The organism is Mesorhizobium sp. B2-8-1 (assembly GCF_006440955.1).
Classification (GTDB): Bacteria; Pseudomonadota; Alphaproteobacteria; order Rhizobiales; family Rhizobiaceae; genus Mesorhizobium.
On sequence record NZ_VFTX01000007.1, the window covers coordinates 314,782 to 329,409 of the forward strand.

11 protein-coding genes and 1 pseudogene are annotated in these 14,628 nt (G+C 58.6%); 3 read left to right on the forward strand and 9 right to left on the reverse strand.

Annotated elements, in window-relative coordinates; all coding sequences use genetic code 11:
* Nucleotides 1-6: 6 nt before the first annotated feature.
* The 6 genes from cysN to FJ428_RS20125 form a co-directional block, all read right to left on the reverse strand.
* Nucleotides 7-1,938 carry a sulfate adenylyltransferase subunit CysN gene (gene cysN / locus FJ428_RS20100; protein WP_140880000.1) on the reverse strand — a complete coding sequence of 644 codons (1,932 nt, stop codon included), beginning with the start codon at nt 1,936-1,938 and terminating at the stop codon, nt 7-9.
* A complete protein-coding gene (gene cysD, locus FJ428_RS20105) occupies nt 1,938-2,933 on the reverse strand; it encodes a sulfate adenylyltransferase subunit CysD (RefSeq protein WP_224519137.1) in 996 nt (331 codons plus the stop codon). The genes cysN and cysD overlap by 1 nt, the downstream gene beginning before the upstream one ends.
* Entirely contained in the window at nt 2,934-4,337 is a 1,404-nt protein-coding gene (locus FJ428_RS20110) for a lipopolysaccharide biosynthesis protein (protein WP_224519136.1), read from the reverse strand.
* Between the two features lie 288 nt (nt 4,338-4,625).
* Nucleotides 4,626-6,446 (reverse strand): sugar transferase, encoded by a 1,821-nt coding sequence (locus tag FJ428_RS30960; RefSeq protein ID WP_140880001.1) that lies wholly within the window; start codon nt 6,444-6,446, stop codon nt 4,626-4,628.
* A 371-nt stretch (nt 6,447-6,817) separates the two neighbouring features.
* Nucleotides 6,818-7,921 carry a glycosyltransferase family 4 protein gene (locus FJ428_RS20120; protein ID WP_140525323.1) on the reverse strand — a complete coding sequence of 368 codons (1,104 nt, stop codon included), beginning with the start codon at nt 7,919-7,921 and terminating at the stop codon, nt 6,818-6,820.
* 17 nt (nt 7,922-7,938) lie between these two features.
* Nucleotides 7,939-8,922 carry a sulfotransferase domain-containing protein gene (locus tag FJ428_RS20125; protein WP_140880002.1) on the reverse strand — a complete coding sequence of 328 codons (984 nt, stop codon included), beginning with the start codon at nt 8,920-8,922 and terminating at the stop codon, nt 7,939-7,941.
* A gap of 433 nt (nt 8,923-9,355) precedes the next feature.
* Here FJ428_RS20125 and FJ428_RS20130 point away from each other — a divergent pair, with 433 nt between their 5' ends.
* On the forward strand, nt 9,356-10,255 hold the full coding sequence (locus FJ428_RS20130) for a formyltransferase family protein (protein WP_140498428.1): 900 nt from the start codon (nt 9,356-9,358) through the stop codon (nt 10,253-10,255).
* Between the two features lie 57 nt (nt 10,256-10,312).
* On the opposite strand, the gene FJ428_RS20135 is transcribed toward FJ428_RS20130, so the two are convergent.
* Both FJ428_RS20135 and FJ428_RS20140 read right to left on the reverse strand, forming a co-directional pair.
* On the reverse strand, nt 10,313-11,341 hold the full coding sequence (locus FJ428_RS20135; RefSeq protein WP_140581285.1) for an NAD-dependent epimerase/dehydratase family protein: 1,029 nt from the start codon (nt 11,339-11,341) through the stop codon (nt 10,313-10,315).
* Entirely contained in the window at nt 11,338-12,687 is a 1,350-nt protein-coding gene (locus FJ428_RS20140) for a UDP-glucose/GDP-mannose dehydrogenase family protein (RefSeq protein WP_140513535.1), read from the reverse strand. Before FJ428_RS20140 ends, FJ428_RS20135 begins: the two co-directional genes overlap by 4 nt.
* Before the next feature lie 177 nt (nt 12,688-12,864).
* Between FJ428_RS20140 and FJ428_RS20145 the strand changes: the two genes are divergently transcribed.
* Nucleotides 12,865-13,122 (forward strand): hypothetical protein, encoded by a 258-nt coding sequence (locus FJ428_RS20145; protein ID WP_140880003.1) that lies wholly within the window; start codon nt 12,865-12,867, stop codon nt 13,120-13,122.
* A gap of 103 nt (nt 13,123-13,225) precedes the next feature.
* On the opposite strand, the gene FJ428_RS20150 is transcribed toward FJ428_RS20145, so the two are convergent.
* Nucleotides 13,226-13,900 (reverse strand): hypothetical protein, encoded by a 675-nt coding sequence (locus FJ428_RS20150; protein WP_140498426.1) that lies wholly within the window; start codon nt 13,898-13,900, stop codon nt 13,226-13,228.
* Between the two features lie 606 nt (nt 13,901-14,506).
* On the opposite strand from FJ428_RS20150, the pseudogene FJ428_RS20155 reads away from it, so the two are divergent.
* Nucleotides 14,507-14,628: pseudogene (locus tag FJ428_RS20155) on the forward strand (molybdate ABC transporter permease subunit); the annotation flags it as partial.

The window sequence follows — 14,628 nt, forward strand, 5'->3', positions numbered from 1 at the left end:
CGCCTGTTACCCGGTCGCGGTTCCGAGGTAGCTGCCTCGTTCGAGGTAGCTGACGATCACTTCCGCGGCCTCCTCGGCGCTCAGATCCGGCGTAACCGTGATCTGTGGCGCTTCCGGGCGCTCATAGGGACTGCCGATGCCCGTGAAATTCTGGATCAACCCATTTCGGGCGCGTCGATAAAGGCCCTTCGGGTCGCGGCTTTCGGCGACCTCCAGTGGTGTGTCGATGAAGATCTCGATAAACTGCCCTGGGCCGAAGAGGTCGCGCGCCATCCGCCGCTCCGCCTGGAATGGCGAAATGAATGAAGTGAGCGCTATCAGCCCCGCGTCGACCATCAGCTTGGCGGCCTCGGCGACGCGACGAATGTTCTCCACGCGATCCGCGTCGGTAAAGCCGAGATCTCGATTCAAGCCATGGCGAACATTGTCGCCGTCCAGAAGGTAGGTGTGCCTGCCGATCGCATGGAGGCGCTTCTCCACGAGATTCGCGATCGTCGACTTTCCGGAGCCCGACAGGCCTGTGAACCACAGCACCACGGGCTTTTGACCTTTGGCGATCGCCCGCGCATTCATGTCGACATCCAGTGCTTGCCAATGGACGTTGTTCGCCCTGCGCAGACTGAAGTCGATCATTCCGGCACCGACCGTGTGGTTGTTGATCCGGTCGATGACGATGAACGCGCCGGTTTCGTGCACGTTGGAGAACGGGTCGAAGGCGAGCGGTGCCTGTGTCGTCAAGTTGACGAAGCCGACGTCGTTCTTCTCGAGGGTTTTTGCTGCCAGTTTTGCAAAATTATTGATGTCAACCCGGTGTTTTATCTGTGTAATGCTCGCACCCACCACGCTGGTGGCGAGCTTTATCAGATACGGGCGGCCGGGGATCAATGGATCCTCGTGCATCCAGAGCAGATGGGCCGCAAACTGGTCTGACACTTCCGGGCGCTCCGCCGCCCCCGCCAGGACGTCGCCGCGAGAAACGTCGATCTCGTCTTCGAGCGTCAGCGTGACAGCCTCGCCGGCCGCTGCCTCCGACAGGTCTCCGTCCTGAGTGACGATGCGCTTGACCAGGCTCGTCACGCCGGATCGTGCCACGACCACACGGTCTCCCGGCCGGATCACGCCGGCGGCGATGGTGCCGGCAAACCCGCGAAAGTCGAGGTTCGGGCGATTGACCCATTGCACCGGCATCCGGAAAGGCGCGCTACGGCGGTCTCGTTCCACCTCGACGGTTTCCAGATGCTCGATGAGCGTCGGGCCCCGATACCAGGGCAGGTTCTCGCCTTTCGAAAGAACATTGTCGCCATAACGCGCCGACAGCGGGATGGCATCCAGAGACGCGAAGCCAAGCGGTTCCGCGAAGCTTCGATAGGTCGCCTCGATCTCGTCGAATACCGTTTGCGAATAATCGACCAGGTCGATTTTGTTGACCGCAAGGACGACATGCCGGATTCCGAGCAGCGAAACGATGAAGGAATGTCGGCGTGTCTGGGTCAGAATGCCCTGCCGCGCATCGACAAGAATGATCGCCAGGTCGGCATTGGATGCGCCAGTAGCCATGTTGCGGGTGTATTGCTCATGGCCGGGCGTGTCGGCGACTATGAATTTGCGCCGTTCCGTGGCGAAGAAACGATAGGCCACGTCGATCGTAATGCCCTGTTCGCGCTCGCTGGCCAGACCGTCGACCAGAAGGGCGAAGTCGAGATCGCCGCCGGTTGTGCCGTGGCGTTGGGAATCGCGGGTAAGTGTGGCAAGCTGGTCTTCCATCAGCAGCTTCGTGTCGTAGAGCAGCCTGCCGATCAGCGTCGACTTGCCGTCGTCCACGCTGCCGCATGTCAAAAATCGCAGCAGGCTCTTCTTCTCGTGGACAGCAAGATATTGCGAAGTGATCTCGTCTATCGAAGAAGATTCGAGTTCCGCGGTTTGAGCAAAACCCAGCATCAGAAGTACCCCTCGCGCTTTTTCTTTTCCATCGAGGTTGCCTCGTCATGGTCGATCAGCCGACCTGATCGCTCGGAGGTCCTCACGACAAGCATTTCCTGGAGCACTTCGGGAACAGACGCGGCAGTGCTTTCAGTGGCCGCGGTGAGGGGATAGCAGCCAAGCGTGCGGAAGCGTACCGAGCGCATTTCGGGGGATTCGCCTGGGCGGAGCGGCAGACGATCGTCGTCCACCATGATCAACTGTCCGTCGCGCTCCACCACGGGGCGTTTGGCCGCGAAATACAGCGAGACGATGGGGATGTTCTCCCTCATGATGTACTGCCATATGTCGGTTTCGGTCCAGTTCGAGAGAGGAAAGACCCGGACGGACTCCCCTAGTTTCAGCCGGCCGTTGTAGAGGTTCCATAGTTCCGGGCGCTGGTTCTTTGGATCCCAGCCATGGCTATCGCTGCGCAGCGAAAACACCCGTTCTTTCGCGCGGCTCTTTTCCTCGTCGCGCCGCGCGCCGCCGAAAGCGGCGTCGAAGCCGAGCGAGGTCAGTGCCGATTTCAGCGCCTCCGTCTTCATGATCTGCGTGTAGGTCGACGAGCCATGTGTAAATGGCGTGATCCCTTCGGCCAGGCCGGCCTCGTTGCGACGCACCAGCAGCTTCAGGCCAAGCCGCGCGACAGTCTCGTCGCGGAAACGGATCATTTCTTTGAATTTCCACGTCGTGTCGATGTGGAGAAGGGGGAACGGCAGTTGCGACGGATAGAAGGCCTTCATCGCGAGATGGAGCATTACGGCCGAGTCCTTGCCCACCGAATACAACATCACCGGGTTGCGCAGTTCGGCGACGACCTCGCGAATGATATGGATTGATTCAGCCTCGAGTCGTTGCAGATGTGTGAGCCACGAAGGAGAGGAAGGCGAGCGCCGCTGCGCTGCAGGCAAAGTGACCAGGGCTTGAGGTGCCTGGGCTTGAGGCGCAAGAGCTTGAGGTGCAAGAGACATCTAGATCGCCTTTGAAGGGGCAAGACTTGCTTGGTTGAGAGCGTCCGCCGGCGGGGTTTGCCGGTCGGGATGATGGGCGGTCTTGAGCGCCTGTCGCAACGAAAGCGCCAGGCCGAAGGCCCACAGAATGCCCAGGACGATATGGGCAATATTGCCCCCCATCGCGCCGATCCGCGGGATGAGCAGGAGGGCCGTCACGTGGAAGGCGGCTGTGGCAACGACAACAATGCGCAACACCTCACGTTGCCGGCCCATGGCAAGCAGCGCCGAGCGGGCGGCTGAGCCCGAAAGCACGAACGTGACCGCCACCATCTGCACGATGACGAGGCTGGCTGCGCCTATGAACTCCGGTCCCGCGGTCCAGGCGAGCAGCGGCCGGATGAGCACCGCCACGACCAGGACGCAAATGACGCCAAAGCAGAGCAGCATGGCTTCGGTCTGAAAGATCACCCGCTTGAATTCCTCGATGCTGCCTTTTGCCCAAAGGCGGGCGACATCGGGATAGAGAACGTTTTGCACCTGCGGGCCTACTTGCTGGCCGACGCGGCCTATGCGCTTGGCGATCTGGTACAAGCCAGCCGAGGCCGGGTCGGCTAGCCATCCGACCAGCAGCGTATCGAGCTCTTGCGCGCTCGCGCGCAAGGTGAGTGAGATGTTCGACGACCACGCGAAATTCCAGATGCCAGGGAAGCGGCGTGTGATGCCGGCCAAAGGCGCGCCCAGGACATTGTGGACACCCTGCCTGTGTAGCGCGCGCATGGTCAGCGTCAGGAGCGCCAGGGAGCCGAGGATCTGCGTTCCGGCCCAAACCGCCGTGAAGTAAGCGAGATCGCCATTGAGCAGCACGCCGAGCAGACACAGCAATACGCGCAGAACGGCGTTGAGCAACTGCCCATAGGCGAGGAGGCGGAAGTTGCCGGCCATGCGTTGGACAGCCACGGGGACGCCGGAAATCTGAAATAGCAGAACGCTGGAGTAGAGAACAAGAAGATGCACGATTTGCGTCGACCAACCGAAAACCGGCGCAATGAGAAGGGCCGCGCCAATGGCGACGACCCAGGCGCTGACAGCGGCGCCGACATCGATAAGCAGGCCGAACTTCATGAGGACGCGCAAATTCTCGTGGCCCTCGGATGCGTTCATGCCGGCTGCGTATTTGATAATTGGCTGCCACGACTGGAAGCTGACAACGCGCTCGACGACCCTTGTGAACGCGATGATCAATGCAAGCTCACCATAGTTCGTCACCCCAAGCGCTCGTGCTGAAAGCGTAAAGGCTACAAGCGCCAGCAATGAGCCAAGAAAATTGCCGGTCAGAAGGTGTGCGATATTGGCCAGGCGCGTGCGGCCCGCACTCTTGCGCCTGGCAGCTTGCAGCACCCGTCGAGCCAGTCTTCCGATCATCGCAACCGTAGCCAAAGTCGCCCCGCTCATTCTTGATCGGCAGTACGCGTCCCTTGGTCGTTCTCCGGGATTGTTTCTGCCGATGCATCCATCATCGGCAGAAACCAGAAAGCCGCCACGACCAAGTTTGGTCCTGTCGCAACCCCAATAAGCTAGGACCTGATCGCCGCTACGACCGATGGCCTACCCCATTAGCGGTAGCAGCTCATGGCCGTTTTATCGCTAAATATATGCGGAACAAAAAAGTAGAACTATAAGACATACCGAACTAATAAAGAGAAAAATTGCCTAGATATTTGGCTTTGTAAATTTAAATAAAAGCAAACGGCTCCATATCCTATTAATCTCCTCGGGATGAAGCACGACATATATGGTGCGCCTCTTTCGCTGTTGGTCGAGGATTGATCTAAGGTTGGATCCGGTAAGAGATATGCCGAAATCCGACGGGCCCGAATAGGCTTGGCCGAGCATGCGATCCAGCATCAACTCTCCCAAGGCCGGAGTGTAACGCGCAGAGCTCCAGTACCACCGCATCGTCTGATGACGATCGCCCGGATCCGGAATGTCTTCCATTGTAACGGAGTTATAGCCGCTAAAATCCCACAGTTTCACTTCAGACGTGGCTGTCTTGGATGCGTTGACCTGACTTACGGTATACGTCAGATCCACACGCCAGCGGTCGTAAACCGGGAGTAGCCCCATGGCCCTGAGTGCTTCCATCTGACGAGCATGTATCGGCGAAATGAAGAGCGTGACGTCTACTCCAGCGGCGGTGAGACGATCCAGCAGGTCATGCAACAGGCCGATTCTGGTGATGTCATAATCGAAGCTGCCGGGAGACGAAAACTCCGCCATCAACCGATTCAGCCTCTGGTCGGACACCTGTCTGTAGCTGTAATTATGTGCCAACATGATCTGGTGAAAACCGTCCTCCTTGTCGGTCTCCCGAAATCCAATGCTGTTGGCGTGCACCGTCCGCAAAGCGTCGATAAAGCTTTCGGGGGAGAACAGGGACCGTGCATAAACGATAGGCATTGGAACTCCGGCAAAGCCGGACTCCGGAAAATCTTGGGTTTCCGTTCGGTCCGCCTCAAACATGGAGAAATCGAGATTGACGATCATCCGGCGGGGTGCGCCGTGAGCCAGGGCGAACATGCCAATGTCATAGAGTTCCACCATGCTCGCATGCGGAACCGCGGCATTGTAGGCCTTCAGCCTAGCTAGGCTCGGTCCGGCGGGATCAAGCCCGACGCGCGCCCGCGAGCCGCCGAGGATCAAAGTGTCGTAGTCGGTGAGCCATAGACGTAGTGAGCGCTCGGCTGTCGTACCGATCGAAAGGCGATGTGTCTTTTCGGCATTGAAATCAGGAATCTCCAGATGATGGTTGATCCCATATGGATCGACAACAAAAACGAAAGCGGCAGTCCCAAGTTCTAGCAGAATACCGATGGCTGCAACCCTTGCAGCGAACCGTGGCAGGCGCGATCCAGACGTCCTCAACGGCCCGCCCGACTGCAAAACCTGCGAGCCCATGAACTCGGGCATGGTGGCGTGTCCCGCGGCGCTGATCCCCTCTCGGGTGAAGATCTTGTAAAAGGTCAGGCAGAGAATTTTCAGGTCAAGTGCGAAGGTCCGGTGATCGACATACCAGACGTCCAGGACGAAGCGGTTCTCCCAATCAAGTGCGTTGCGGCCGTTCACCTGCGCCAAACCTGTGATGCCGGGAATGACTTGGTGACGACGCGCCTGCTCAGGGCTATAGCGGGGGAGATACTCCATCAAGAGGGGACGAGGCCCGACGAGGCTCATCTCACCCCGCAATACATTGATCAATTCGGGCAGCTCATCAAGGCTGCTTGCGCGCAGAAAGCTGCCAAAGCCAGTCAGCCTGTCAGCATCGGGAAGCAGCCGGCCATGACGATCCCGACGATCGGTCATCGTTCTGAACTTGATTATCTTGAATGGTTTCCCGTGCAGGCCGGGACGTTCCTGGCGGAAAAAAACAGGCCGCCCAAGAAGCAGCGCGACTGCTATTGAAAGCACCGCGATGAAGGGCGACATCAGCAGCAGAAGGCAGGCGGCACCGAGCAGGTCGAACGTGCGTTTCATGAGCGATGCTCCTTTCATCAGCATGCCTGCCGCGGCTCGCTGATACGTCCTCTGGCCAACCGCAAGGCTTCGTAGTGGTCAAAAGCCAAGCCACGCCACGGGACACAATCTCGAAAGTCTACATGTAGCCTTGTGTCTTGAGACCGATCCCAATCAGGGACGATGTGCGGGCATTGCCTTCGCGCGACAGGTCGCCGCTTTTAGTTACATTGGCTGTAAAGTGCGCCTATCAAAGATCATTCTCCGGATGAACATCAGGATATGTGCGCCAGATTTGAAAACGCTCGAGGTGTTCTTGTCCGGCATTGGATATTTTTCATTCGTAGATCGCGAACCTGAATAACTGAGTTCGTGATCGATTGCCTTCATTTTCAGAATTTCGTCAAAGCGGAGTCCCATTTTTCCGCAATCTGCTGCATTGAGAACCGATCGATCGTTTTCCGGGCCGATCTACCCATTTTGTGGCGAAGAGCATTGTTTCGCATCAGGCATGCCATCGCGGATGCCAACTCGGCAACATCGTCGACTGGTACCAGCAGACCCGAAACGCCTGGTTCGATGATTTCGGATGGACCGAAATCGCAGTCCGTTGCGACGACGGGCAGGCCTGCCGCCATCGCCTCGATCAGCACGTTGGGAAAGCCTTCGTAGCGTGACGGCAGGACAAAGAGGGAGGCGTCGCGCGCCCATTCGCCCGGACGCTCGGTAATGCCGGCAAGCTTTACCCTGTCCTCCAAATCCAACGCATCGATCTGACGTTGAAGAAGAACCCGATCAGGTCCCTCGCCGAAGATTGTCAACGCCCATGCCGGAAATTCGCTGGCGACTTTAGCAAACGCCTTTATCAGCGTGTCGAAGCCTTTCTGTTCCACCAGGCGTCCGACGGCGACCAGGCGAAACATCTCATTGCCATGGTCTTTGTAGGCATCGGTCGCCTCGCACGGATTTCCGATGACCTCGCAAGGATTTCCGATAACGTGGGCTTTTTTTCTGAGCGTATCCGGAAGCGTCTTGACAATCGCATCAGTCTGCATGACGAGCCGATCCGCCTGCCGAAGTATGATGCCAGAAACGAGCCGCCAAGCGGCGTGTTTTTTCTGCGCTTTGGGATTGTTTCTTTCCGAGATAATAACCCGGATGCCAAGATTTTTCGCCGCCAGCAGGCAAAGAATATTAATCTTTGTTAGAAATGAAACGATCAGAGTGGGCTGAAGCTGCTTGAATTCCGCGCGCAACACGACCACGCGCCGCAAGCTGCGGACAAATCCGAGTTTCGAAAGCCGCGAAGCTCCATCCTCTACAAGTCTGTGGACGGTGACCTTCGGGTGCAGGGCAAAATAGCTCTTGTCTTGCTCTCCCACGAAAGCAAATAGATGGACTTCATCTCCGCGCCTGCATCGATCTGCGGCAAGCAGACTGACGACGCGCTCCGTCCCTCCTGCACCCAGGCCCGCCTGCACAATCGCAAGTCGCATTTACTCCCCTCTTAACGTCAGGACGTCGATGGATTATTTCCATACTTCTCGGCGATCTCCGCCAAGTTGCTGCATGGATTGGTGGAAAGGGATTCGACGACAGGAAGATCTCTCTTGATCGTCTCGCCTTGGCCGTGTTCATCCATGAATTGGCGGCGAAGTTCATACCAGCCGCATGCGAGCCGCGTTCCGCCACGGGCAAGCAGTTCGATCGCGGCTGGAGTTAGCCAGTCGATGCAGGTCTGCTCAATGAGTTCGGCTTGCGCATTACTAAGATGATCGGAAAAGCCGCCGACCTTGCCGGGACGCGCATGCTGGCTTTCGCCATCGTGGGCCGCTAGGCCGCCCGCCATCTCATGCTCACGCATTACATCGAAACGCGAGGCGTCGATAGAATCCTGAAGCGCGCGCACGGACGGTGTGTGGCCGAGAAATCTCAGGATACGCGTGCAGGCACCCATAGGGTCTTCCGTCAGTTCCCCATAGCCCAATACTGCACTTACGTGATGCTTTAGACCTCTACCCCAATCATTCAGATATACTATCAGAGCCGGCAGGCCTTGTTCGCGATCGGCAATGAACGCGTCCATGGTGCCTTCGAAGCAGCGTTTGTGACGTGTGGCATCGAAATAAGCTGACACGATTACGTCGCGCGGATCTCGAGTCATGAAGATGATGGGTCGGTTGAGAAAAAGCGAGCGTCTATAGGTGAGGTGCGAAACCAGGACGAGCGGCACACGATGGCGCTCATCTGTGTAACGAAAAGCCGGGATGCCCCTCGTCGGATCGAGATCGAAATCCGGAAGAACCTCGAACATTGGCGAAAGATGGACATTTTCGCCGTTGGCGTGGCGACGAAAGTATTCCGAAAGGATATGTCTAAGCTGGGTTGCTCCGGATTCGGGATAGGAGACAAGAAACGCGTCTGCGCCCGACGCAGCCCAGGTCATCCTGATCCGGGCGTCGATCTTATGCAATGTCAGACGGGTGGTCGTCAGCATGGTGACAGGTCTTCAGTCCTTGGGGATCGTAGCGCAGCATGTATGACGTCGCAGTCGAAGGACGCGATGGGCGGGCTGCCGGCCATGGCCTTGAGTGGTACCGCGCAATCTTCGTAGCGGGACGAAAGCACAAATGCGTCGGCGTCCAGAAAGCAGGATCGCCATGCGTAGCAGATCAGATCCGCCCTTCCCGACTGTAGTGGCGCTGCGATCCAGAAATGCCAAGCCGGCGAAGCTGTCCATCGCGTATTCCAATCCCGCTGTCGCAACCCCTAAATACCCAGCTTTCTTTGAAGGGACGAGTTGCACATAGGGATGCATCGCCGGCTGCCGTTTACCTCTAAAGGAGGACTTGGGCGCAGAAACGAAGCAGACAATAGAAGAGATCTGTGTCCATCTATCGCTCACGCCGGTGAGTTGGAGCCTTGAATTCATGCGCATAGCCTTTGTCGGTGCGGTGGAGGGATCTCGGGTCGCATTCGATGCCCTTGTCGAAGCTGGCATGACGCCTTCGCTGCTTGTCACCCTTGCGGGCGAAGCTTCCAAACGCCATTCCGATTTCGTCGATCTGGCGGGGCCGGCACGTCTGGCCGGGGCCGCGGTCCACCTGACCAAGGACATCAATGCGCCCGACACGATCGACAGGCTCGAAGCCGAGCGGCCCGATTTGACGATGGTGGTCGGCTGGTCGCAAATCTGCCGCGGCGAATTTCGCTCGGTCGCCCGATATGGCTCGATCGGCTTTCACCCGGCGCCGTTACCGCGTTTTCGGGGCAGGGCGGTGATCCCCTGGACGATCATTGCGAATGAAAAGGAGACGGGCTCGACTTTCTTCCGGCTCGACGAGGGTGTCGACAGTGGCCCTATCGTCCTCCAGAAGCTTTTTGCCGTGGCACCGGACGAGACCGCGCGCTCGCTTTACGACAAGCACAAGCAGGCACTGTTCGAGATGACGCCGCTTGTCGTTTCGGCGATAAGTCGTGACAAGGCCGTGGGCGTCGCGCAGGACGAATCCCTTGCCAGCTATTGCGCAAAGCGCACGGCCGATGACGGAATAATCGACTGGAGCGATGCTGCCGAGAATGTCCTTCGTTTCGTCCGCGCCATCGGCGATCCCTATCCGGGCGCCTTCACTTTCACTGCCGGTGCCAAGATCGTGATCGACAAGGCGCGCATGTTTGCCCCGCCTGGGCGCCATATCGGGCTGACCGGCCAGGTCCAAACTCATACCGACAGCGGCTTTACAGTGCTTTGTGGAGACGGAGCCGCCATTGAGGTGACATCCTGGCATGGCGAAAGGCCCAGGATACATGCCAAGCTGGCCTCGGCATGACCAACCTGTGTCGCGCCAAGGACCTAGGCGCGTGCACGGAGCACAGGTCTGCGCGCTTCAGGCGGCGATTGTCGGCCGCGACGGCCGTTCTTCCAGATACCAGCGTACGAAGGCGGTCACCCCGTCCTCGACGCTGGTGCAAGGGCGAAAGCCCGTAAGGGTCTCCAGCAGGCGGGGGTCGGCATAGGTTGCCCGCATGTCGCCAGCCTGCATCGGCAACATCTTGCGGATGGCGCGTTTGCCCAGGCAGTTCTCGATCGTCTTGATGAAAGGCAGCAGCCCGACAGGCTCGCCGCCGCCTATGTTGACGACACGCCACGGCGCGACGGGTGACAGCGTGTCGACGACGCCGGGAGCGGACGCCGCGCGACCTGTCGCAGGCGTGCATTCGACGAGTCGGACGATGGCTTCGACGAGATCATCGATATAAGTGAAATCGCGCTTCATCAGGCCTTCGCCATACACTTCGATCGGACGGCCGTTCTCGATCGCGTCGACAAATTTGAAGAGCGCCATGTCGGGCCGGCCCCAGGGGCCATATACGGTGAAGAAGCGGAAACATGTGGTCGGCGTTCCGAAGATATGTGAATAGGAGTGCGCCATCGCCTCCATCGCCTTCTTCGTGGCCGCATAGAAGGTTAACGGCCAATCAGCCTTGTCGGTTTCGACGAATGGCATCTTGTCGTTCGCTCCATAGGCCGAGCTCGTGGACGCAAGGAGCAAATGCCGGGGCTTGAGATCACGCGCAAGCTCAAGGACGTTGAACGAGCCGACGAGATTGCTGTCCGTGTAACTTCGCGGATTGTCGATTGAGTAGCGGACACCGGCCTGCGCGGCCAGATGCACGATCACATCGGGCCGGGCGGAGTCCGCGGCGCGGCGAAGGGCATCCAGGTCTTCCAGTTGGCCGATATGGGCGCGAAAGGCGTCGTATCTTTCAAGCAGGGCGTGTCGGGACTGCTTCAGGACGATGTCATAGTATGGCGTCATGCCGTCGAAGCCGGTGACGCGATGACCGTCGTCGAGCAGCCGGCGCGCCAGGTGAAAACCGATGAATCCTGCGGTGCCGGTGACCAGATACCTCATTCCGCGGCCGCGGCGAAAACTGCCTTGTCTCCGACCGCTCCCTCACCGATATTCACGTACTCGAAGCCGTGCTTGGAGATGTCTTCCCGCCGGTAAATGTTGCGCAGGTCGACCACCACCCGTTTCGACATCGTGCGGGACAGTCGTTCAAAATCCAGGGCGCGGAACTGATTCCACTCGGTCACGATGACCAGCGCGTCGGCGCCCTCGGCGCATTCATAGGCGCCTTCGGCATAGCTTACGCTTGTGCCGAGCACGATTTTCGCCTGTTCCATGCCTTCGGGGTCATACACTCGGACATGTGCTCCAAAATCGATCAAGGCCTGGATGATCGAGAGGGAAGGCGCTTCACGGATGTCATCGGTGTTGGGTTTGAAGGTAAGACCCAGCAAGGCCACTGTCTTTGCGCGGACATCTCCGCCGCAGGCAAATACGATCTTGCGCGCCATGGTGCGTTTTCGCTGGTCGTTCACGGCAACTGTCGTTTCGATCAGGCGCAATGGCGCGCCGCTGTCCTGCGCCGTCTTGACCAAAGCCAGCGTGTCTTTTGGAAAACAGGATCCTCCATAGCCCGGGCCGGCGTGCAGGAACTTTGAGCCGATGCGATTGTCGAGCCCGATGCCCCGCGCTACCTCGCGCACGTTCGCGCCCACGCTCTCGCAGAGATCCGCGATCTCGTTGATGAACGTGATCTTGAGCGCCAGGAAGGCGTTGGCCGCATATTTGATCAGCTCGGACGTGCGGCGGCCGGTAAACAGGATGGGTGCCTGGTTGAGATAGAGCGGCCGATACACCTCCGCCATCACCTCCCGGCCACGCTCGTCCGACGGGAGGCCGATAACGATCCGGTCTGGTCGTTTGAAGTCGTCGATCGCGGCTCCTTCGCGCAGGAATTCCGGGTTGGAGACGACGGCCACATCGGCCAGGGGATTGCATTGGCGAATGATCCGTTCGACCTCATCCCCCGTGCCCACCGGCACCGTGGATTTGATTGCCACCACGGTGAACCCGTGAACAGCGGCCGCGATTTCCCGGGCCGCTTCGTAGACATAGGACAGATCGGCATGGCCGTCGCCTCGCCTCGAAGGCGTCCCGACGGCAATGAACACCACGTCCGCATCGGCGACTGCCGCTGTAAGCATGCTGGTGAAGGTGAGCTGGCCGCTCGCGGAATTCTTGTCGACGAGGTCGTCGAGACCTGGCTCATAGATCGGCATTCTTCCGGCCTGGAGATCGGCAATCTTGGCCTCCGCCTTATCGACGCAGACGACTTGATGGCCGAAATCAGCCAGGCAAGCGCCCGATACAAGACCCACGTAACCCGAACCAACAATCGCGATGCGCATGTAACCGCCACTCTGATGATGACAACTGACGCGATTAAGCCAGCAGCAGCCAAGAAAATGGAGTGCGCAATCGGATAAGACATTACCACTTCCGAGACCTGGTATGGGCCCGGACGGTCGTCTGGCGCGGTTTGACAACGCTAAGTGCTGATGGCCATTGCAAATGGACGAGACGAGATGATCTGGCGCGCAGCCACGCTCGGCTGCAAGCCGGCTGACGGCGCTTCATTGGCGCGTCGATTGCTTGAGTTCATTTTCCGTCAAAATTCCGGTCGGCGGCCGTTTGGTCTTTTTGCCATGCTCTTAGAGGTAGTTCGGTTCTCGCTTCAACTTGCCGTCCGGGAGCCGAGTCAGGAAATTGCCTTCGAACAGCCTCGCCTGAGCATGATAGATCTTCGTCCGGGTGAGACTGCGCGCTGGAGTGTTCTGCCGTGACGAACAACGCTAGGCAGAGCACGCCGAGGCCGGCAGGGCGTTTTTCCGGTCCATGCAATGGAATTGTTGCGGGTTGCGCGCGGTCGCATTTGCCGGCGAACATTCAAAGAATGTAGCTGTGCGCCTCGCTTTCCGTCGCACTGTCAGCCGCGGAGACAGGCTTGGCGAAGAGGAAGGCACCATCTCGCGAGAACAGATCCGCCGGCATCATCTGGAACTCGCGCTGCGAATGCGGGACATCCAATTCACGATCGACAATATGCCAGAGGCTGTTGAAGAACGATCCGTCGGCTTGCCTCATGCTTTCCCCCCGAAGCGGCTTTCTCGATGAGAAAACCGTTGCTGGATTGGCCCACATGTCGGCAATGGCGATATCGTAATAGCCGGGATGCGCGGCATTGGGTTTGATAATCGCGAAGGGCGTGTTCTTTTCCGGCCAGCCTACGCGGCCCACGGTTAGGCACTCTTCCGGCTCGGGCAATCTTGCCTCCACAAGATAGGCCAGTGCCGCATCGATGCCGCCGATTTCCGAAACGACGCACGATGTCAGTCCCGCGCGGGCAAGCTGCATCAGCTTTCGAGCCTCTTGTTCATCCATATCGGCCCATCTCAGGAAAGCCATCCATTGCTGGTGCAGGCAGTCGTCCTTGGCCTGGCAAAGAAGTCGTCCTGCCTCCAAAGCGGATTCGACCCTCCTCCTGTCCGCCTCCGCGAAGGCTTCCCGCGCAGGGCGAATTCGGCCGGCAATTTCCATCAGGTCATTTGAGATGTTTTTCATATCCTCCTCCCCAGGCGGATTTCTAATCTGATTTATGCGCTCCATGATGCGTTGGTTTTGTATTGCGTAGAAGGCCATCACGGGAACGCGTGAGATATCTTAGTGGCGTGGCCAACCTATTCTTTTGAGCAAGGGTCCCACTTCCGACTGTCGGCTGATCCGCGCGCGATTGTGTTCGCTACTACTTGCTGCCATAGCTTCGCTTTCGTCATTGTCGGCGTCGCCTGGTCCACACGACGACGTCTGCAAATTCTGCCGTCCGATCCGCCGAACGCCGTCTGCCGGGCGGTATGCGCGCGGTGGATGCTCGGGACCCAACGCTGGTCGCGACATGCAAACTTCTGGCTTAATTTTTCGACGATTGAAGAATGCGCGTACCCTATCATTTCGGTGATGGTGCTCATCCAACCAGACCTGGAGACCTGCGCAGTAAGGAGTAGTCAGAAGAGCTGGAGAAAGCCCGAATGACGGCGAAGGAAGAAAATCCACACGCCTTTGGGCGAATGGAAGTAGGCGCCGTATCTTTCAACGAACTTGCACGCCCAAGGCTCTTGAAGTCATAGCGAAGGGCAATCTGGCTTGAAGAGTGGGGCGATCCGGAACTCCATGACAGCAGTGGCCATCACAGCACCCGCTCGGGCGGGTTGGCGGTTTCGACAGCCGAGCGTCATTCCGGGTTTCGGATTGACGCTCGGCTTCTCGCTTGCCTACCTGACCCTCATCATCCT